This is a genomic window from Dyadobacter sp. HNCC25DJ186, from assembly GCF_056895235.1.
Genome location: NZ_JBXHAS010000011.1, coordinates 1 through 20879, shown reverse-complemented (window position 1 = coordinate 20879; position 20879 = coordinate 1). Strand labels below are relative to the sequence as shown.

The 20879-nt window shown below is 43.7% G+C and carries 13 protein-coding genes; 11 read left to right on the top strand and 2 right to left on the bottom strand.

The genetic code is table 11. The features are described from left to right. Positions 1 to 5 precede the first annotated feature (5 nt). From AC1XUO_RS24420 to AC1XUO_RS24390, 7 genes are all read left to right on the top strand, one after another. Complete coding sequence (locus AC1XUO_RS24420; RefSeq protein ID WP_483332455.1) at positions 6 to 1115, top strand: hypothetical protein; 1110 nt, start codon at positions 6 to 8, stop codon at positions 1113 to 1115. Positions 1116 to 1128: 13 nt separating this feature from the next. Beyond that, positions 1129 to 2931 carry an FAD-dependent oxidoreductase gene (locus tag AC1XUO_RS24415; RefSeq protein ID WP_483332454.1) on the top strand — a complete coding sequence of 601 codons (1803 nt, stop codon included), beginning with the start codon at positions 1129 to 1131 and terminating at the stop codon, positions 2929 to 2931. Positions 2932 to 2950: 19 nt separating this feature from the next. After that, on the top strand, positions 2951 to 3946 hold the full coding sequence (locus AC1XUO_RS24410) for an FAD:protein FMN transferase (protein WP_483332453.1): 996 nt from the start codon (positions 2951 to 2953) through the stop codon (positions 3944 to 3946). After that, positions 3943 to 6528: a glycerophosphoryl diester phosphodiesterase gene (locus AC1XUO_RS24405; RefSeq protein ID WP_483332452.1), complete on the top strand. Its 2586-nt coding sequence runs from the start codon at positions 3943 to 3945 to the stop codon at positions 6526 to 6528. Before AC1XUO_RS24410 ends, AC1XUO_RS24405 begins: the two co-directional genes overlap by 4 nt. Before the next feature lie 28 nt (positions 6529 to 6556). Continuing rightward, the gene (locus AC1XUO_RS24400) at positions 6557 to 8263 is read left to right on the top strand and encodes a sodium:solute symporter family protein (RefSeq protein ID WP_483332451.1); all 1707 of its coding nucleotides are present in this window, start codon (positions 6557 to 6559) and stop codon (positions 8261 to 8263) included. 102 nt (positions 8264 to 8365) lie between these two features. After that, the gene (locus AC1XUO_RS24395) at positions 8366 to 10369 is read left to right on the top strand and encodes a glycoside hydrolase family 2 protein (protein WP_483332450.1); all 2004 of its coding nucleotides are present in this window, start codon (positions 8366 to 8368) and stop codon (positions 10367 to 10369) included. Positions 10370 to 10371: 2 nt separating this feature from the next. After that, a complete protein-coding gene (locus AC1XUO_RS24390; RefSeq protein WP_483332449.1) occupies positions 10372 to 12666 on the top strand; it encodes an FAD-dependent oxidoreductase in 2295 nt (764 codons plus the stop codon). 190 nt (positions 12667 to 12856) lie between these two features. Here AC1XUO_RS24390 and AC1XUO_RS24385 read toward each other — a convergent pair whose 3' ends face one another. Beyond that, positions 12857 to 14629, bottom strand: coding sequence for a glycoside hydrolase family 9 protein (locus tag AC1XUO_RS24385; protein ID WP_483332448.1), 1773 nt, complete (start codon positions 14627 to 14629; stop codon positions 12857 to 12859). Next, a complete protein-coding gene (locus AC1XUO_RS24380) occupies positions 14626 to 15375 on the bottom strand; it encodes a polysaccharide deacetylase family protein (RefSeq protein WP_483332447.1) in 750 nt (249 codons plus the stop codon). The genes AC1XUO_RS24385 and AC1XUO_RS24380 overlap by 4 nt, the downstream gene beginning before the upstream one ends. A 349-nt stretch (positions 15376 to 15724) precedes the next feature. On the opposite strand from AC1XUO_RS24380, the gene AC1XUO_RS24375 reads away from it, so the two are divergent. From AC1XUO_RS24375 to AC1XUO_RS24360, 4 genes are all read left to right on the top strand, one after another. Further along, entirely contained in the window at positions 15725 to 16405 is a 681-nt protein-coding gene (locus AC1XUO_RS24375) for an SOS response-associated peptidase (protein WP_483332446.1), read from the top strand. A gap of 513 nt (positions 16406 to 16918) precedes the next feature. After that, positions 16919 to 17119 carry a hypothetical protein gene (locus tag AC1XUO_RS24370; RefSeq protein ID WP_483332445.1) on the top strand — a complete coding sequence of 67 codons (201 nt, stop codon included), beginning with the start codon at positions 16919 to 16921 and terminating at the stop codon, positions 17117 to 17119. 491 nt (positions 17120 to 17610) lie between these two features. Beyond that, positions 17611 to 19092 carry an SIR2 family protein gene (locus AC1XUO_RS24365; RefSeq protein ID WP_483332444.1) on the top strand — a complete coding sequence of 494 codons (1482 nt, stop codon included), beginning with the start codon at positions 17611 to 17613 and terminating at the stop codon, positions 19090 to 19092. Further along, positions 19079 to 20848, top strand: coding sequence for an ATP-binding protein (locus AC1XUO_RS24360; RefSeq protein ID WP_483332443.1), 1770 nt, complete (start codon positions 19079 to 19081; stop codon positions 20846 to 20848). The genes AC1XUO_RS24365 and AC1XUO_RS24360 overlap by 14 nt, the downstream gene beginning before the upstream one ends. Positions 20849 to 20879: the final 31 nt, after the last annotated feature.

Here is a 20879-nt window from a genome sequence, read left to right as displayed (position 1 = left end):
AGTCGATGAGGTTACTTAATGTTTGGATTTTCCCCTTTGTCTGTCTTGCTTTGGCAGGTTTGAAATGTTATGCCACACCAGCCCAGGACATCAAAGTGAAGGAATTCTTCTTCCGGGAAAATGATACGACAAGTTATATGATCAAGCTGGCTTTGGATGAATCCGGAAAGCCACTCTATTTTTTCAGGAACATTTTTACGCCGGTTTGCTACACCAACGAATGCAAACCGGTACATGTTAATTTTTACTGGGATTTGCTTGGAAATTATACCAGATATGAGATGCCGGAAGGCAAAATCCTGACCAAGGTTGACCATGACGAGTTCAAACCTGAAGATTACCAGAAACTCCAGGACATCCTGGCCAGGCCAAACTCTATTTTTGCCGATCTGGAAATGAAGGACCTGATCACAGAAGGAACAGATAACCTATCGGATTCGGTAGATGCAAAAACGGGTGCTACACTTAAGACTATCAAAAACGAGGTGATCGATGGCGCAGTCTATACCTGTTTCACCCTATGGAAAATTGCTTATGGCAAGGCAGTTCATCAAATGAAAAAGATTACGGAAACCTATATTACTGACGAACTGCTACATCGGTTTCTGACTGAAAGCAACCATCATTATCAGTATTGGGCAATGGAAAAAGTAGTCAAAAACGGCCTGGTCAGAAAGCCTTTTGAAAAGGATATTGAAAAAGTGATCAGCGGCAAAAACATATTTACGGCACGAACCGCATTGCAGCAGACAGGAATTGATTTTTTTAAAGATCCAAACAGACAAAACTGGCTCTGGGACGTATTTCAACCGGCCTCCTACCCTTTGCAGATCGCTATTTTAAAAAAATTGACAAGTATTCCTTTAAGCAAAACACTTACGGAGCGAATTGCTGATCAGGCGATTATTGCCAATCAGGAACAATCAGAATTGATGCTCGATCTGCTTGCAGCACAGCCAAATTTACCAGCCCGGACCCTGAAAATATTGGCCAGCCAATTAGAGCATCAAAATACAGATTATACGGCCAGAGTATATACTATTCTGGCAAAGCAAAATTACGAGGAAGATGAAATCAAGAAGCGTATGCAACGATATAAATCAAGTACAAACTAAACTCTGTATCCTAATGAAGATGAATATCTTATTAATCATTTTGATGCTGTTCAGCGCCAGTCTTTCAGCTCAAAATCACGTTTTTGTCGAAACAGAATCATTTGAAAACAAAGGCGGCTGGGTGATCGATCAGCAATCTTTCGTGGTGATGGGCTCCTCATACCTGATGGCGCATGGCATGGGCCGGCCGGTGAAGGACGCGACGACGACTGTCAAATTTCCTAAAACCGGGAAGTATCACATCTGGGTTCGGACTAAGGACTGGGCACCTTTTCCCAAAGGACCGGGAAAATTTCAGGTTTCCATTGATGGTAACCCGATTAAGCAGATTTTCGGAGAAAGCGGATCGGACGAATGGAAGTGGTACGATGCCGGCGAGACAGACATTAAAAGCGATCAGGTAAAACTGGCTATCAAGGACCTTACCGGCTTCAATGGCCGCTGCGATGCCATTTTGTTTACAGATGCACCTAAATTCACGCCACCCAACAACCTGGAAGGCCTTACTGCGTTCCGAAAAAAACAGCTTAATCTGTCTGATAAACCGTCCTCAGCAGGAAAATTTGATATTGTCGTAGTAGGAGGTGGCATCGCCGGAACCTGCGCTGCTATTTCAGCTTCCCGTTTGGGTTTAAAAGTCGCTTTAATACAGGATCGCCCTGTTCTGGGCGGAAATAACAGTTCTGAAATCAGGGTGCATCTGATGGGTGATGTTGATAAAAACCACTATCCCAAACTGGGTAGGATCGTGAGAGAAATGGACAATGGAGATCCTGGAAACGGAAATCCCGATGCGAAAGAATATGGTGATGCGAGAAAAATTGCTATTGTAAAAGACGAGAAAAATATTTCGCTTTTTTTGAATACGCATGTTTATCAGGTTGAAAAACAAAACGATATCATCACCGCAGTAATTGGCCGCAACATCGGAACCAATCAGGAACTGCGCTTTGAAGGCTCATTCTTTTCAGATTGCACAGGCGACGGAACACTGGCTTATCTGGCTGGGGCCGAATTCAGGATGGGACGGGAAAGCAAGACTGAAACGGGCGAATCCCTGGCTGCTGAAAAAGCGGATAATTTTACTTTGGGAACATCAAATCTGTGGGCTTCACTGGAAAAAGACAGCATGTCTTCATTCCCGGAAACACCCTGGGCATTGCAGTTTTCAGACGAATACCACATCGATAAAGGCAAAGCCGACTGGGAATGGGAAACGGGTTTCGGAAACTTCAATACCATTACGCAGGCAGAACAAATCCGGGATCACAACCTGCGCGCGATTTACGGAAACTGGTCGTACCTGAAAAACCATAAGAAAGAAAAATATGCAAAATCAGAACTTGCCTGGGTTGCTTATATCGGCGGTAAACGAGAATCCAGAAGGATTATCGGTGACCACGTTTTAAACCAGATGGACATCCAGGAAGGCAAGTTTTATCCGGATGGCTCTGTCACGGCAACCTGGACCATTGATCTTCATTTTCCAGATGCTAAAAACAGTAAATATTTCGAAGGACAGGAATTTTTTGCAAGTACAAAACACATTAAGGTCGCGCCTTACACAATTCCATATCGCTGTCTTTATTCTAAAAATATTCAGAATATGTTCATGGCCGGCAGAAATATCAGCACCACACATGTGGCTTTCGGAAGTACTCGTGTAATGCGTACCTGCGGGATGATGGGTGAAGTTGTCGGCTTTGCAGCATCATTAGCAGCAAAATACAAAACAACGCCAAGAGGTGTGTATGAGCATCATTTACCCGAACTGGTGGCAATCCTGAAAGGTGAAACCCTGGCTCCGCAACCCTAAGCAATTTTTATTGATTCTTATGAACACAAGTTTTTCGCTGATCATCGCCTTTCAACTTTTATGCGGCTTGAAAGGGACAACTGTTCCTGACGATATACCCATGATCAGCCTGAGCGGTGAGGCGCAGGGAACGACATGGAACATCAAGTATTTTGATCAAAATAACCGAAATTTTAAATCAGCGATTGAATCTGTTCTGTTGGATTTTGATAAATGTTTGTCGCTGTACCGCAACGATTCGGAACTTTCACAATTTAACCGGTCTGGGTCGCATAAGTTTGTTTTGCCTTATTTTTATCCGGTACTGAAAAAGTCAAAAGAAGTATATCAGGCCACAAATGGTGCTTTTGATCCTACCATTATGCCCTTGGTTGAGGCTTATGGATTTGGCCCAAAACGGATCGGGAATCCTGAAAATGCTAACATCGATTCGCTGTTGAAGCTGGTTGGATTCAACCATATTCATTTTGATTCAGTTTCTATCCGAAAAAATATACCGAATGTAAGGCTGGATATGAATGGCATAGCACAAGGTTATTCGGTGGATGTAATCAGTTCGTTTCTTGAAAATCAGGGCGTGAACCGGTTTATGGTTGAAATAGGTGGTGAAATTTTTTGCAAAGGTTTAAAAAACAATGGTAAACCCTGGGTGACCGGAATACAGCATCCTTTCAAATCTGATTCTTTGCTAACCACCGTCCAACTGACAAACCGGGCAATGACGACTGCGGGTAATTACAGGAATCATTTTGAAATAGACGGACAGGTTTTTAGCCACATCATTAACCCGAGAAACGGTTCCATGGAGCAAAATGCACTGCTGAGCGTTACCGTATTTGCCAAAGACGCGATCACAGCTGATGGTTATGACACGGCATTTTTCGTCATGGGACTGGAAGAAACCAAAAAATTTCTGGGCAACAGAAAAGACATTGATGTGTATATGATTTACACCGATGAAGCTGGAAAACTGAATACATATTATACTGACGGAATAAAAAATCTGATTTTATGAAATTACACCTTACCCTGTCACTATGGATTGTTGTTTTGGCACAGGCTGCGGCACAGCGCCCTTTGCCCGCCAGTCTAAAGAATGACCATATCCAGATAAGCTGGGCAAGGGCCAACAAACGTGACTGGAATGTGCATCAGGTGCGGGTAAAAAAAGATGGAAAGTGGGTTGAAATCGCAGTTCCTTCCGGAGAATATACTTTGCTTTACAGTGAAACAAAACCCTCGTCGGAACCCAAAGAAACATTTGAAAAAATAACAGGCGGCAAGTTCCCCGAAGACAGTTATCATTACCAGCAGGTGCAATGGAAAGAAAGCACTACCGAAGTTTCCCTGAACACGGCCGGGAAAGCTTACCACTTTCTTCCGTCTGCTGTTTCGGTTAACACAGATGAAATTGAATTCAAAAAGGAAACCGAAGTGGCAACGGTAATTGCCGTCTGGAAACTGGACCCTGACTTTCCTACTGACCTAAAAGTTACACTGACCTTGATTCCGAAAAAGAAAGGTTTTTTCTCCCTGGCAACTCCTACCCTTGCTTCTGTATCTCCGGAAAATACGACCTGGGCATCGGTTCCAGGCTACTTTCAGGGAAATTTCATGCAGAAAAATTTTGCATTGGCTTATGCATACGGTCATGGGATTCCCAGTCGGCCTGTAATTTACAGAGAACGCTGCGCTTCTACGCTCAGCCCGCTGGTTAGCATGACAAATGGCATTACCATGTCTGTGATTCCCGAGCCTGGCCTGGCACGGGATCCCTGGTTATCCGGCAAAATAACCCAAACGGATTGGCATCTGGGTTTATCACACATGAACCGGAAAGCAGAGCTTTCGCCGACACTGTATTATCCGGTGCTGGGGGAGGAAAAATCGGAAAGAAATATCGGAGAGCAAATCAGTTATTCTTTCCGGTACAGCTTAGTTGCGGATGATTGGTTCGCTGCAATCAAACACGCCGCTAATGATATTTATAAATTTAAAGAAACACTCGCATTGCGTCAGAGCAGACAATCCCTGACTGACCGCATTGAAAAAATGCACCACTATCTGACGGATCCAAAAACATCGCTATGGAATATCGAGGAATTCAAAGGTAAACCGATCGGCGCACAATCTTACCTCGGCGGTGTGGTTGGTTCCAATAAAGACGCCATGAAAAATGCGGATTATGGTGCAATGTGGATGCTGGCAAATGCCACCAATGATCCTAAATTAACCCAGAAAGTACTGCCGCCCGCTGAAAACTTCAAACTCGTTCAGCAGCAAACTGAAAACGGCTTTTTTAAAGGGGCCGCGGAAGGTCAGTATTACTTAACCAAAAGCAAAAAGTTTGTTGAAGAATGGGGCGAGGTCGTCGAGCCAATTGCATTGACTTACTACGTCTTGCTGGACATGGGCAATATGCTCTTGTTTGACCCTTTGAATACTACGCTAAGAGAACGACTGAAATTCGGTGCAGAAAAACTATTGGACTGGCAAAACGCAGATGGCAGCTGGGCAATTGCTTACGACCGTAACACAGAGCAGGAAATATTCAAGGATATAAAAGACGTTCGCCCTACTTTTTACGGTATGATCGTTGCTTACCGGATACTGAAAGATGAAAAATACCTGAAAGCAGCGCAAAAAGGAGCAGATTGGATGATTAAGAATGCCGTTGAATCCGGCGCTTTCCTTGGCGTATGCGGGGATGCCCGTTACGCGCCAGACTTTGCAACAGGACAATCCGCCCAGGCCTTTCTGGATCTTTATGATTTTACCAAAAATAAAAAATACCAGGACGCAGCCATTACCTGCGCAAAAATATACACCGCGTCCATATATACGCACCCGATAGCCAGCACCAAAATCAAGAATGTAAATGGCACCGATAGGCAGGACTGGGAGATCAGCCAAACAGGACTTAGCTTTGAACATGGAGGCATTTTTGGATCTGCAACGCGTCAAGGGCCTATCCAACTGGCAAGTCATGCAGGTATGTTCATTCGTATGTTTCAGTTGACGGGCGAGCACATGTTTGCTGATATGGCCCGATCTGCCGCCATCGGAAGAGATGCCTTTGTCGACAGCAAAACGAGCGTCGCTTCTTATTACTGGAATGCGATGAACAAAGGGGCCGGTCCGTATCCGCACCATGCCTGGTGGCAAGTCGGCTGGATCACAGACTATTTATTATCTGAAGCCGAACTAAGATCAGGCGGAAAAGTGACATTTCCGCGAGGATTTGTGACACCTAAGGTCGGGCCACATCAGACATACGGGTTTGCCCCCGGAACTATTTATGGCAAAAAAGCAAAACTCGTATTGAAGGAAGGTTTTGTTATGGGCAATCCGCCGGTAACGGATGTGATCCTGGCCGAAAGCCTTGACGGCAAGGAGGCTTTTGTTATAGTTCTAAACAACCGCGCTCAACCGACTGACGGAAAAATCTCTTTTGATCCTGAAAAGTGGGCATCAGGAAAAAAAATAAAATCAATGTTCAGGGCAGAATCGGGCGGGACGATTGCAAGTGTTAACCAGGCAATTTCCTTTCAGTTAAATGAATTTGGGATAGAAACCTACCGTATCACTTTTGAATAAAATAATAGTCAACTCCTATACCCCACCCATGAATACCACTATTGATACGATTGTCATTGTTGTTTTTTCCGCTTTTGTACTGGCGATCGGACTGCTCTTTGCCAGAACAGGACGAAATCTGAAATCGTTTTTTGCAGGAGGAGAAGCCGTCCCCTGGTTTATTGGGGGGTTGTCTTTATTTATGAGTTTCTTTTCGGCAGGTACTTTTGTGGCCTGGGGTTCCATAGCCTATAAACACGGCTGGGTGGCCATTACGATTCAATGGACGATGTGTATCGGCGCGCTGATAACGGGATTATATCTTGCTCCGCGCTGGAAAAGGACAGGTGCACTTACAGCCGCTGAATTCATTCGTGAAAGGCTTGGACTACCCGTCCAAAAAACCTACATATTTATTTTCACCCTTGTTTCTGTATTTATCAAAGGTTCAGTCCTTTATCCCGTAGCCCGATTGGTAAGCGCTTCGCTGGACCTTCCGCTTGTTCCATGCACAATCGGGCTCGGATTGTTTATGATTGCCTATACTGCGGTTGGCGGACTCTGGGCTGTGATGGTGACGGATATACTGCAATTTGTGGTTTTATGCGCAGCCGTTTTCATCTTGTTACCCCTGTCATTCGACCGCGTCGGAGGCTGGGAAGGCTTCACGAACAACGTTCCGGATGATTTCTTCAATTTGCTGAACGGTGAGTACACCTTTGGTTTTGTGCTGGCTTTTATTATTTATCACATTTGTTACATAGGCGGAAACTGGACGATGGTGCAGCGCTATACAAGTGTTGACAGTGAAAAATCAGCCAAGAAAGTAGCTTACCTGTTCGCGGGATTATACCTGATCAGTCCCGTGATCTGGATGTTTCCTCCCATGATCTACAAGGCCATAAATCCGGCATTGACCGGCCTGGATACCGAAAATGCTTACCTGATGATTTGCAAGCTCGTTCTGCCTCCTGGATTACTGGGTTTGATGCTGACAGGCATGTATTTCTCTACTTCTGCCAGCGCCAACACCGCTCTTAATGTTGTTTCGGCTGTTTTTACCAATGACATTTACAAAGGCATGATCAATCCTGCCGCATCAGATAAGCAGCTGATCACAGTTGCACGTACCTCATCATGGTTTTTTGGTCTGGGAATGATCGGTATTGCGCTGATGGTGCCAGCAGCTGGCGGGATTGTGGAAGTTGTACTGAGTATATCCGCTATCTCCGGCGGGCCCTTGCTTGCTCCCCCACTCTGGGCTTTATTTTCCAAAAGGCTGAATAGTACAGTAACGCTCTGGGTAACCTGCGTAGGGCTTGCTGTGAACCTGTTTTTTAAGGTACTGGCTCCTCTTTTGCTTGATTTCAAATTGTCAAGAGGCATGGAAACCATTGTAGGCGTGGGGCTTCCGCTTCTGCTGTTATTGACTTATGAACTTTGGGCCCGCTCAAAAGGGATTATTGCAGAAGAATACCAATTGTATCTGGTTTCCCGTGAACAAAAAAGGATTGATAATCTGATAGACGCCAGCGTGGAAGAGGCCACGGAAATTAGACGACAAAACCGGTTTGGGCTGCGCGTCATTGCTGCTGCGCTGCTTTTCACGGCAGTGATGCTTTTTATTCTCAGCACATTCGCAACGTCCGGAGCCATGGTAACAGCCGTTATCGCGACAGTTGTCCTTATTGCAACCTTCATTCCTTACCACGCTTCAAAAAAGATAAAGGTGGAACCAGAAGTTGTTAATGCCTAAAAAAAAATCAATTTGAGCTCAACCAATATGAAACGAAATCCTTTAATACTGATTCTAATCCTGATTTTTTGCTTATCACAATCTGCCATTTCGCAATACGCCATGCGACAGAAAAATGCCATCCCGTTGCATGGAGAATGGTCGTTTGCGCTAGACCCTGGTGATATGGGCGTGACTGGTAAATGGTTTATGGATAAGGTAGCACAAAGCAACCGGTTCGACAAAGTGACGGTCCCGCATTGCTTTTCTGTTGATCCGCGTTACGGAAATTATACCGGAACGGTCTGGTACAGAAAGCCCTTTTCATGGAAAACAACCAGCGGCAAACGGGTCATCCTGCATTTTGATGCCGCTTATTACAAAACCCACATCTGGCTCAACAATCACAAAGTGGGCGACCATGAAGGCGGATACACACCATTCAGTTTTGATGTTACCGACTTCCTGAAAGACGGGGATAACCTGCTGGCCATTTCCGTGAATAACAATACCTGGAAACCCGGTACCATTCCCGGCTCAAAAGATAACAACGAGGTCAATGATGCTTTTATGGGGTGGCTTAATTACGGCGGGCTTATCCGCCCGGTTTACCTAACCATTGAACCGGAAGTGTATGCCGAAAACATCAAAATTGAGGCGACGCCTGATCTTGAAAAAGGGACAGCAATAATAAAAACAAAACTTCGAATTAAAAATGCGTCGAAGCAGGTAGTTTCCGCCGGGTCAAGCCATACCGTTTCGTTCAGGGGTAATCCTGTTTCTTTAAACTGGAAAAACAAATTAGCAAGCATTCCGGCGGGGCAAACCGGTATACTGGAATCCGAAACCACGCTTACCGCAACCCAGGTAAAGCTCTGGAATCTGGACGATCCGAATCTTTATCAGTTAAGAGCTTTTGTTGGAACCGACACCATCACTTCCCATTTTGGCATAAGGAAAATAGAAATTAAAAACACGCAATTACTGCTGAATGGAAAATCATTGAAGCTGGCCGGCGGAAACCGCGTTGTGGACTATCCCGGCCTGGGATCGCTCGAACCAGACTGGCTTGTAGAAAAGGATTTCAGACTGATGAAGGAAGCCGGAATGGAATTTCAAAGACTGACGCATTACACGCCTTCCGAATATTTTTACGAGCTGGCCGACAAATACGGTATGCTGATTATCAGCGAAGCCGGTAACTGGCAACTTACGCCCAATCAAATGGATAACGATTCGATGCGAACGAAATTCCGCTCTCAGTTCAGGGAGATGGCCGAGCGAGACTGGAATCATCCGAGCATTATCGCGTACAGTGTCGGTAACGAATATTTGTCCGAACAGCCCGCTGGTCAGCGCTGGACGAAGGACATGATTGACTATGCGCGAGAACTGGATGGTACGCGGCTCTATACTTTTGCCAGCATGCGCCTGAATATTTTACCGGAAAAACCAGAAGATGAAGCAAGCCAGTACGTTGATTTTGTAAGTACAAATACCTACGGAAATCACGCTAAAGTGCTGGATCACATTCATAAACTTTATCCTGAAAAACCGATCCTGATCAGTGAATGGGGCATCCGGGCCGACAATAAACCCGAAAACTGGCTGGGTAGAAATGATCTGAAAGAACATCATTTCGGTGACAGCGAGGTCAATCAGGCGAAACACATATCCGAAATTGCAGCAGAGATCCGGAAAAGAAATTATGTGATCGGTGCTTCCTGGTGGACGTTTAATGACTACCAAAGCAGGTTTCACGGCACAAATCCAAACGGTTACAGGCCCTGGGGAATTGTGGGCCCGGATCGGGAACCACGCCCCGCATATAAAACCCATCAGCGTGAAATGGCGCCGGTAACATTAGAGAAAGTGTCTTTTAAATCAGGTGAGCAGGGGGAACATGAAATTACAGTGCGCGTGACAGCTCGCAAGGATTTTCCTTCTTATGCCATTAAAGAATACTATCTGATGGTCGCAGGCAAGAAAATCTCAATTGCTGATATGCGTCCGGGAGAAAGCAAAGAGATAATCATTCCAATAACAGGTTTTGATAAGAACCTTCACATGAGCATATACAAACCAACTGGTTTTAAGATCGTTGACGAGATTTTAGATTTGAAGTAATCATGATAAAAGAAAAGTACACCTATAAAAGAACACCTAAGACGATCAACCTCAGTGCTGACCTGGTCATTGTTGGCGGCGGACTGACAGGAACCTGCTCAGCGATTACTGCTGCCAGAGCCGGAATACAGGTTATACTGGTACAGGACAGGCCCGTTTTAGGCGGAAACTGTTCCAGCGAAGTCCGGTTATGGATTTTGGGAGCAACCTCGCACATGGGTAACAATAACCGCTGGGCACGCGAAAGTGGCGTGATCGATGAGATTATGCTGGAAAATATATACCGGAACCCGGACGGTAATCCCCTGATTTTTGACACGATTTTGCTGGAGAAAATCGTGGAGGAAAAGAACATCACGCTTCTGCTCAACACCAGCGTATACGATCTGGATAAAAATCCGGCTGGCAGCCCAGGCCAAGATATCATTACCACTTTATACGCTTTCTGCAGCCAGAACAGCACCCAATACACGTTATCCGCACCACTTTTTTGTGATGCTTCCGGCGACGGAATTGTCGGATTTCTTTCCGGTGCAGCCTTTCGCATGGGCGCAGAATCCAGTGAAGAGTTTGGTGAAAAATTTGCTCCGGATAAATCTTACGGAGAACTGCTGGGACATTCCATGTACTTTTATTCCAAGGATGTCGGACGGCCTGTGAAGTTTATCCCACCATCTTTTGCCTTACAGGACATTACCGAAATCCCCCGATACAAGACTTTCAATCCCAAAGATTTTGGATGCCGGCTTTGGTGGCTGGAATATGGAGGAAGGCTTGATACGGTGCATGATACCGAAAAAATTAAATGGGAATTGTGGAAGGTTATTTACGGTGCCTGGAATTATATTAAAAATTCAGGATCATTTCCAGAGGCTGAAAACATGACCCTGGAGTGGGTCGGTACGATTCCAGGCAAGAGGGAAAGTCGTCGTTTTGAAGGCGACTACATGCTTAAACAACAGGATATAGTAGAGCAAAAAGCATTCGAAGATACAGTAGCATTTGGCGGATGGAGCTTGGATCTTCATCCCGCAGATGGCGTTTACAGCGATCAGTCGGGCTGCAATCAATGGCATAGCAAAGGGGTCTATCCGATTCCCTATCGTTGTTATTACAGCAAAAACATCAGTAACCTGTTTATAGCCGGACGAATTATCAGTGCTACGCACGTCGCGTTTGCCTCTACACGCGTGATGGCGACGGCTGCCGCGGGCGGACAAGCTGTTGGCATAGCCGCGGCGCTATGCAAAAAATTAAACTGTTCTCCGCGTCAACTCGGGCAGTCGTATTTAAAGGACCTTCAGCTCGAACTTTGGCGGGCTGGACAGTATCTTCCTCAAACCGAAGTTTCAGATTCTGAAAACCTGGTCGATCAGGCTATTCAGATTACGGCATCGTCCACATTGAAACTAAGAGCACTTTCGCCTTCCGATTTCTGGTCATCAGTTAAGGATTCGGTGGCGCAAATGCTTCCCGTTTCTCCCGGAAAAATGCCTGCAATTTCGTTTTGGGTAGAAGCTGAAAAGGAAACTGATTTCCAGGTGGAACTGCGAAAAAGCAGCAAATCATTTAATCATACACCTGATGTGATATTGGAAACAAAGCAATTTTATGTAACAAAAGGAAAACAGGAAATCAGCAGCGACTGGCATTCAAATTTTGATGAGCCCTGCTACGCATTTGTCTGTTTTATGAAAAACGAAGATGTAAAGTTACAGTTTTCCGGGAACCGGATATCAGGTATTGTTTCACTTTTCAATGCTACTAATCCTGCCGTTTCGAATTTTGGAAAACAAGAGCCGGACGGAGATATTGGCGTGGATACGTTTGAATTCTGGTGTCCGCAGCGGCGTCCGGAAGGTCGTAACGTAGCGATGAAAATTAGTCCACCTTTGGAGGTTTTTGAAACCAAAAACCTGACAAACGGTTATCATCGGCCAATTTCCCAGCCGAATGCATGGGCAGCCGACCTGAACGACCGAGACCCGCTATTAACAATCAGCTGGGCGGAGCCTACTTACGTTTCTCGTATCGAATTGGTGTTTGACACTGACTACGATCATCCAATGGAAAACGTGATTTTCGTTCATCCTGAAACAGTGATGCCATTTTGTGTAACGGATGTAGAAGTTACTAACAGCGATGATCAGGTCATTGGCACGATAAGTAATAATCACCTGAGCAGAAGAACCATAACACTGGAAAAACCGGTTAGTACAAAGCTTCTGAACATACGTCTTTCAGGTTCCAATCCAAATGTCCCTGTTTCGTTGATGGAAGTTCGATGTTATCGTTGAAGGCATTTCTGCCAATAGGTGCACTCCGCCTTATATGTTCCAGCTGTGTCCCAGATTTCAGCTGATAGGCTCCTGGAATCAAAGGTCGTTAAGGAAAATTGTTGGTTATGATTTACCGTAGTCGATTTTATCGGCGTTTACAATGGGTGTGCAAAAAAAGATCGACACTCAATGTTTGAAATTCGGTCCCCTACTTCTCCTTACCGGCCTTCCCCCAGTGCGCCATCATCAGCAGTGCCCCGGCGGTTCCGTCCATGGTGGGTTCATTGGTACTGTAATCTCCGGTATCGTCGTGGTAGGTTACATGATTATTCTGAAAGGCCGCGAACGCGTCGGGGCCGGTTAGTTTTATACCAATCAGGCTTTTGTAAATAGACATGTACACCGGCCCATCCACCAGTCCGCCCGGGATCTGAATGTTTTTCAAAATGTACAGGCTGGTGTGCACGGCCGCAGGATATTCGCCGTGGGCCGGGATACCTGAAAACATGGACGTACCCCATGGATTCCGGCCAAACAACCAGTCGCGCTGCGCGAGGAGAAAATCGTTGTATGCATTACTTTTGGTCATTTTTTGGTAAAGTATGACCTGCGCCGCCAGGCTGGTTACCAGGTTGTTGGAGCACCAGATGAACGGAACCCCGATCTGAAAAGGGTTTTTATTGCCTCTTTTTAAGGTATAGGCAATACCCTCCTGGTAAAATCCTTCCAGCTTTTTCCGTAATGTCTTATCGGCAAATTCGTGCAATACAAAATGCCCCATGTTGATAAACGGGTACAGGCGATAGTGATCGGCCGTGTCGCGCACCATCCACGAATCGGCATTGCTGCTTTTCAGGGCGTACGTTTCTGCCTGTGCCAGGTAGCCGGCTTCCCTGGTTAGCTTGTAAAGCTCGGCAGCGCCCCATTCCATGTCATCATTCCAGGTGTCTTCGTTGTATCGGTAAGGAGCACCATAGGAATTCCCCTGCTGATATCCTTCCTTTTTTCTTCCCAGCGCATACACCGAAACCGCCATTTGCCTGCATTTTTCTGCAAAAGCCTTATCATATACCCACAGCCTGGCCGCTATGGCAAACGCTGCGGCACATCGGCCGGCGACGTTGGATACGCCCGTTGCCTGGCTTTTGTATTTATGGAGTCCCTGCGGTTTTCCATCGGCGAAGTAAGCGGGCCGGTAGCTGTTTTGTCCCCACCCATAATCGGAATTGTCGTTGTCGGGCATTTTGAAGCCCCGGTGATCGCGGTCGTCTGCCACCTGGTGAATGATGTCGTTAGGGTTGGGATGCGCTTTCACCAGCCAGTCGAGGCCCCATTTGGCTTCGTCCAGGATATCAGGAATTCCATTTTTCCCTTTGCGTCCCAGGGCATCATACTGGTCCGTGAACTTGTCGGGATAGAGCTCAAAGGTTTTCAGCATGTGTGCGGTGGCGTAACTGGTCGTGATCAGGTATTTCAATTGATCCCCGGCATCGTGCCAGCCGCCCGAAATGTCCACCTTCGAACTGTCGGGCATGCTTCCGTAAAAACTCAGACCGTCTTTCTGATGGCAATACACATCCAGCGTGGGGTTGTAGCCGCAACGCTGCTGCCGCATGAATTCCAGAAGGCTTTCCTGATGGTTTTCAAATGCCTCACGGCTGATACGGATGGGCTGGGAACGGTCTTCTGATTTTCCTGATTTCAGGTAATAATCGCCTGTTTCCCTTATTTTCGAAAAATCAAATTCATAATAATGATCAAACGTTCCCCAGTTGCCGTTGGTCACCGGTTTAGCCTTTGCCTTCAGAACCCGTTTATTTCCCATCCAAAGTTCAATCGGGGTTTCTACGGGAGTCTTAGAAAACACAATCGCCTTCTTCGTTTCGTCCGGGAAATAACCCAGCTGATTTATTCTGAAATGGACAGCACTATCCGAGGGGTTGATCAGGAAAAGAGGGAGTAACAGAGCCAGCAGATTCATGGGGTAAGGGCGTTTATTTTTTCAAAAGTATAACCTTTGTTTTGTAACAATGCCAATAACGCGGGTAATTTTCTGTAAAATTTGTCGGTTCGCTCGGGAGCCGTGCCTATATGCACCAACAATATGAAGCCTTTGAGTGTTTCCTTCTGCTCCAGAGCAAGAATGCTCTGGAGTATCTGGTCCGAAGTGCGGTAGTTTTTAAGGTCTGGTGTGGTGTAATCGGCAGCAGACAAGGTGCCCGGTGAATAATTGATGACGGTGATGCCCCTTTCCCCGGCCCATACACTGATCGAATCATTGTACCATTCGTATGGTGGCATAAAAACCCTGGCGTCCTTCTGCCGGATGCCATGCTTTTCCATGGCCCTGTAATTGTTTTCCAGATCCGTCACAAACTGCGCCTTGCTTACCAGCAGACTGTCGCGCTTTTCCCACGCGCAGTACAGTAAATGTTTATCGGAATGGGGCCCGAGGTAGTGCCCTGAACGCTTCAGTTGCCCGATTAAATCCGAAAATGCGCTGTTTCTGTAAAAGTCACCCGTCAGGAAAAAGGATGCTTTTACTTTCGCATTTTTTAAACTTTTCAGTATCTCATAACCTCCATCCGCATATTCATGGCCGGTAAATACCAACGCAATCTGCTTCTGCGTCGTATTTCCCCGGATCAATCCGCCGTGGCTGTAAACCTGCGCGAAGCATGCTTCCGTAAGGAGAAGCAGCAGTGTGATAAGTATGAAGTGTTTCATGTGATCAGTTTTGTTCGCATGCGGTATGATATTCGTTTTCGAGCGTTTAATTTTAAGAATAGCGTCCGTTCAAAAGTTCCCTTATCTCGTTAAAAAATGGACCGTAAAATATCAGTACATTACAAATGTAGACAGACCCTACAACTTTTCTGTTTAACCATCCATAGACAGAAAATGAAAGCTACTGATTAACGATACCAATTTACAGGGAAGTTTCAAGATCCCAGCCGGACAGGTGTTGCCCTTATGAATTAAGGTCTTGGTTCCAGCTCTTTCAATAAATACATAAGCAACGTAAATTAATCAACTTAAATCCCATATTTTTAGCGCAGAAATAATTGTATATCCCATGTGTTACCATACCGCTTTAACCGTAGAAGAGAACGACATTGAAAGGGCTGTAAACGCGGAATTCCTTCAAAAAGACAGTTTTATGCCAAAGAAGGAATTTAACGGCTTTGAGAATCCGGATTATCCGATCGTCAGGTGGGACGAGCCTAAGCTCATTCAGTATTTCGAGTGGGGCCTGCTGGCTGACTATCTCAATTTTCGTGGGCTGGGGAAAAACAACAAGGAGGCAAAAAAAGCAAGAAATAATTGTTTGAACGCCAAAATCGAGGAGCTTCAGGACAAGGTATCATTTAAAACCAAGGTTGGAAATCGCTGTATTGTGCCGATGACGGGCATGTATGAGTGGCAATGGGCTGATGTGAATAACCCCAAATGTAAAAAAACGAAATACCTGGTCACCAAACCCGACGATTCCATTTTCTGCTGCGCTGGTTTGTTTAATGAGTGGGTGGATCCTCTAACGGGTTTTGTTACATACTGTTACACCATTTGTACCACAGAAGGCAACGAACTGATGAAGGAGATTAAAAACGAGGGTCAGCGGATGCTGGTGGTGCTCGATCCTTCTGAACACGAACACTGGCTTAACCCCAAAGTACCCGTAATGGACTTTGCCGACCGCAACAGTATTGAACTGAAAGCGGTACTGGCCGAACCTGTGCAGCTGGGTTTGTTTTAGGGGCAACATTTCAGGTACCTTATTCTTTCAACTTTCTAAAATTCAAACGTTTGTCAATATGGTGCGAATATGGGATCGGGTTGTCTGTTTTGTGAATATTTAGATGCAAGGAATTGGGTAGGTTTTTGGTTGGTGAGGAGAATGGGTTGACGGAAATGGGTTGTGACTCGGCGCGGTTTGATTTTTTTAATGTAGTTGTTTACCTTTTGCTATCCTGCGATTACCCTTTCAAGCTGAGCTTCTAGAATTTTATTTTTGAAACTACCTTGTGAATGTTACACGTATATCTGTTTATGCAAAAACCACGAACTTTTACTTTAACATTTTTTAATTTCAAAGAGCTTTTGGTGCATATTTTGCAAGGTTTGGTGATTTCAACCTGTATGCTGCCGCTTTATCGATACAATGATCCAGTCCTGCGACGAACCGCTGACCGGATTCATGATTTTCATTGGGTTACTATCTGCAAATATCTCTTTGACAATGGTTAACAGTTGATTCTCTCATTCTATTATGAAGACCTTACCTTACAAAAACAAACTGGTGCCGGTGCTCATCAGTATTACGATTAGAAACTCTGTTCTGATTTTTGTTATTTCAGGCGTAAACCGGTTTTTCAGCCTTGAAACAGTGAATTTTACCATGTTTTCGATAGGTATCAGTGTCGGATTTGTGTATATGATCTGTTATGTCGGTGTGAAATTTTATATTTAGAGGCGGGGTGAAATTTAAAAAAAGGATTTGTTGAAGAGGTATTAAATTCACAGCAGGAGAGAAATCATTGTCCCTAAAACAGCGCACTAACCGGTCATGGGAAAGATAGATTCCTGCGGCTCCAATCCTACACCCGAAAGGAAGGGTTATTCAGGTCTATTTAGGTACAGTCAGGGCGCACCCACGCCATCGGCATCAGAAAGTGGACCGCCATTTTTTTTACATTGAAACTTAAAAGGGCGCAGTTTGTGATTTTGTGTAACTGGGAGGGCTTGAGAAGCGGGAATCATTTTGAGAAATAGTTTTAGAATGGCAGCCAAGGATAAATTTCCCTTCATCAACCTCACAAAATTGAACCCTGATACATCGTCACCACCATTATATTTTTCACAAAAAAACTTTTTTTAATAGTATTAGTAACAGTAAAAGTTATATTTAGATATCTAAAATTATTATGTCCTCAACATCTATCTGACTAATAAATTAAAATAATGATTCAAACCCTTCTGAAAAATAAGAAACTTACAATCACAGTTGTCGCTACAACTCGTGTGGAACAAACTCAAAACTTAGAAAATACTGAACAAAATATTTCGACGCGCGCGGTAGAGACAGAAACGACTGCAAGAGAGACAGTTAACGAACATAAATCTCCCGTAGAATCAGATTCGATCGAACAGCATGCAACTCAAACTGTTAAGTTATCAAAGTATGAAAAAGTTCAAGTTACACGTAGCAGCGGCAGTCTCGAAACCTATATTCCAGATGAACAGGGGTTTGCGTTGAAAGCAGAAGACAAAAGTCCACATGAACCCAAAATCCTATTAGAGGATTTTGTACTCAAGGAAAAGCGCTCCTTTTACAAACAGTTACTTCAACAGAAATACAACGATATTGAGAACGTCGTTGTCCTTAGCGGAGCGGGATCTTCCGTTGACATTGGAACTGTAAATAAAGGACAGACAATGAAAGGACTTTGGGATCTAATGGAATCTGAAAAGAAGGATTGCTTAAATCTTTTAATAACTGAGACAGCAAAATTAGATCGGGAGGGAAATATTATTGAAAATGGTTTTGGGAAGGATTTAGAAACCTTACTTTCAAATGCTGGGATGAAGAATATTGTTTCACCCTCCGAACCATTAGCGGAAGCAATAAAAGAAGCACGGCAATTTATTGCTGAAAAGTGTACGCTAACGTTACCAGAAAATGCTCCTCATTTACATTTTTTAAACAAAGTACTACTCAGGCCGCAAAAGTTTCCAAGAGTTAAAGTGTTTACACTAAATTATGATACTCTGTTCGAACAAGCAGCGGCGGTTGAAAAATTTACAGTAATTGACGGTTTTACCTTTTCTAGTCCCCGTGTCTTTAACGGAAAATATTTCGACTACGACATCATTGAAACACGCCATAATCGCCAGGACAAAAAAGACAGTACTATTGCTAAGTTATTCTATTTATTCAAGATGCATGGCTCCTTAAATTGGAGGAGATTAAGCACTGAATCAGAGATCGAGCAGTTTGATGGAAGTGATATAAAAGTAGAAGAACGAGTTATGATTTTTCCACAAGATAGTAAGTATGAACATTCATATGAGCAACCGTATTTTGAAATGATGGCTCGCTTTCAGCAAACTTTACGAACAGAAAACACATTGTTAATTACTATTGGTTTCAGCTTTTTTGACAAACACATATCATCCGTTATACTCGAATCTATTAAACAAAACCCATCTCTGAACCTTATTGCTCTTACATATCCAGCAATTGTCAATGGAGATGAAGATGCAAAAGAATACCAAAAAGAGCTTCACCGAATATGTGACATCCAAAGTCGGGTAACCTTAATTGGCGAAAATTTCGAAGATTTTGCAAGAGAGTATCCAGAAAATCTTGCGCATAGAAGATTTGATTTATTAGAAGAACTAAATAGGAACCTCAAAAATATTTCTTCTGATGAGGACAAATAACCCACCAGCAAATCCATATGCTGATAACCGTTTCATCGGATTTGTGACTATGGTCTCACCACTTATCACAAGAGTTCATTTCCCTTCTTCTGTTCTTCTTAAGGGATTTTATCATTCCGATGAAGGGTTTCACGCCTTAACTGGAAAATATGTTATTATAGAAGGTTCTGGAAGCGGTTTTCTTGGGAAAATAACTGAAATAGCTCTACCTGAAAAAGAGCGATTAGAGTTAACTGAAAGCAAGTTTGATAGGGAAGCTTTTCATCCTACTGGAAGAGTGGAGATTTTGCTTTGTTTTGACAATTATGAACTCAAGGCAAAAAAAGGTCTTGATCAATTACCTCCTATTAGTGCAAAGGTTTTTCTTTGTTCAAACGACTTTTTGGAATCACTCCTTGCAAATTTTGGAATTAAAGATAACACTTCTCAAAAAACCATTTCTCTGGCGACGCTTCCAGGAGAAGCTAGTCGTATTGTAGAAGTGTCCGCGCAAGCGTTATTTGGCCGACATTGCGCTGTCGTGGGGACAACTGGTGGAGGGAAAAGCTGGACTGTCGCTAAATTAATTGAAGAAATAGTTTTAAAAAATGGAAAGGCAGTGCTCATCGATGCAACTGGTGAATATGAATTACTAGCAAAAGGAAACAATCGCATCAAGTATTTGTCATTCAACGACCTAGATGCCAAAGTCTATTTCGATTACAAACGAATGAAAGAGTCTGATTTGATTGCTATGTTTCGTCCAGGTGGACAAATACAACTTCCTAAATTTCAAGATTCTATTAAGACACTAAGACTACGAAAATTGATTGAAGAAGATGTTACTAACATAAAAGATGATCCAATAATTAAAGACATTTTGACATTTGTGGATAAAGACGGCAGTAATAAATGTTTTGTTAAGCAAAATCAGAGTCGAAAGGTATTCTCTAAGGCTTCATTACTTTATCCAAACGTACAACTAGAAAATTGCAATTTCGATATAAATCATTTGGCTAGACAAATTCATTTAGAGTGTGTTTATGAATTCCCAGCTGCTTACGAACTTAATAAGGATTCTTTGATTAGTGGGCGAAAAGTCCTTTCAACTGACTATGGTAATTCAAACGAACGAGATTTAGGAAACTGCCATTCTTTAATAAGTAGAATTAATTCTTTACTTAAAAATAGTAATTTTTCATCAGTTCTTGGATTTTCAAAAAACGATGACGCAACAGAGCTAACAGACGAGCTAGAACTTTTTTTAAAGGATGACAACAAACAAAATGTTCTAATTATTTCGGTCGAAAAAGTTTCAACGGAAAATCATTTAAAAGAAATTTTAGTTAATGCAATTGGTAGATTTTTATTAGAAAAGGCAATAAATCGACATTTTAAAGATGGCAATAGGAGTCTATTATTGTTTCTTGATGAAGCACATTTGTTTTTAAACAAAAAAGTAAAAGATGAATATTCAATCGAAGTAGAATTAAATACATTTGAAAGAATCGCAAAGGAATGTCGAAAGTTTGGTCTATTTCTTGTGTTATCAACACAAATGCCAAGAGATATCCCCAGAGGCGTTCTAAGTCAAATGGGAACCTTTATAGTGCATCGTTTAATCAATCAACAAGATAGAGAAGCAATTGAATATGCTTGTTCCGAAGCGAATAAGAGTGCGCTATCATTTTTACCAATTTTAAGTGCTGGAGAGGCAATGTTGACGGGCGTGGATTTTCCTATGCGGGAGTGTACGCTGAACTGTGTCAGGATTTAATTTTGGTAAATTCAGCCGCCAAGGAAAAATT

Bases quoted from the DNA above. Each gene is read 5' to 3' on its own strand.
- AC1XUO_RS24415 (WP_483332454.1), top strand. From the start codon at position 1,129: ATGAAGATGAATATCTTATTAATCATTTTGATGCTGTTCAGCGCCAGT.
- AC1XUO_RS24375 (WP_483332446.1), top strand. From the start codon at position 15,725: ATGTGTTACCATACCGCTTTAACCGTAGAAGAGAACGACATTGAAAGG.
- AC1XUO_RS24380 (WP_483332447.1), bottom strand. From the start codon at position 15,375: ATGAAACACTTCATACTTATCACACTGCTGCTTCTCCTTACGGAAGCA.
- AC1XUO_RS24370 (WP_483332445.1), top strand. From the start codon at position 16,919: ATGAAGACCTTACCTTACAAAAACAAACTGGTGCCGGTGCTCATCAGT.
- AC1XUO_RS24395 (WP_483332450.1), top strand. From the start codon at position 8,366: ATGCGACAGAAAAATGCCATCCCGTTGCATGGAGAATGGTCGTTTGCG.
- AC1XUO_RS24405 (WP_483332452.1), top strand. From the start codon at position 3,943: ATGAAATTACACCTTACCCTGTCACTATGGATTGTTGTTTTGGCACAG.
- AC1XUO_RS24420 (WP_483332455.1), top strand. From the start codon at position 6: ATGAGGTTACTTAATGTTTGGATTTTCCCCTTTGTCTGTCTTGCTTTG.
- AC1XUO_RS24360 (WP_483332443.1), top strand. From the start codon at position 19,079: ATGAGGACAAATAACCCACCAGCAAATCCATATGCTGATAACCGTTTC.
- AC1XUO_RS24385 (WP_483332448.1), bottom strand. From the start codon at position 14,629: ATGAATCTGCTGGCTCTGTTACTCCCTCTTTTCCTGATCAACCCCTCG.
- AC1XUO_RS24400 (WP_483332451.1), top strand. From the start codon at position 6,557: ATGAATACCACTATTGATACGATTGTCATTGTTGTTTTTTCCGCTTTT.
- AC1XUO_RS24365 (WP_483332444.1), top strand. From the start codon at position 17,611: ATGATTCAAACCCTTCTGAAAAATAAGAAACTTACAATCACAGTTGTC.
- AC1XUO_RS24390 (WP_483332449.1), top strand. From the start codon at position 10,372: ATGATAAAAGAAAAGTACACCTATAAAAGAACACCTAAGACGATCAAC.
- AC1XUO_RS24410 (WP_483332453.1), top strand. From the start codon at position 2,951: ATGAACACAAGTTTTTCGCTGATCATCGCCTTTCAACTTTTATGCGGC.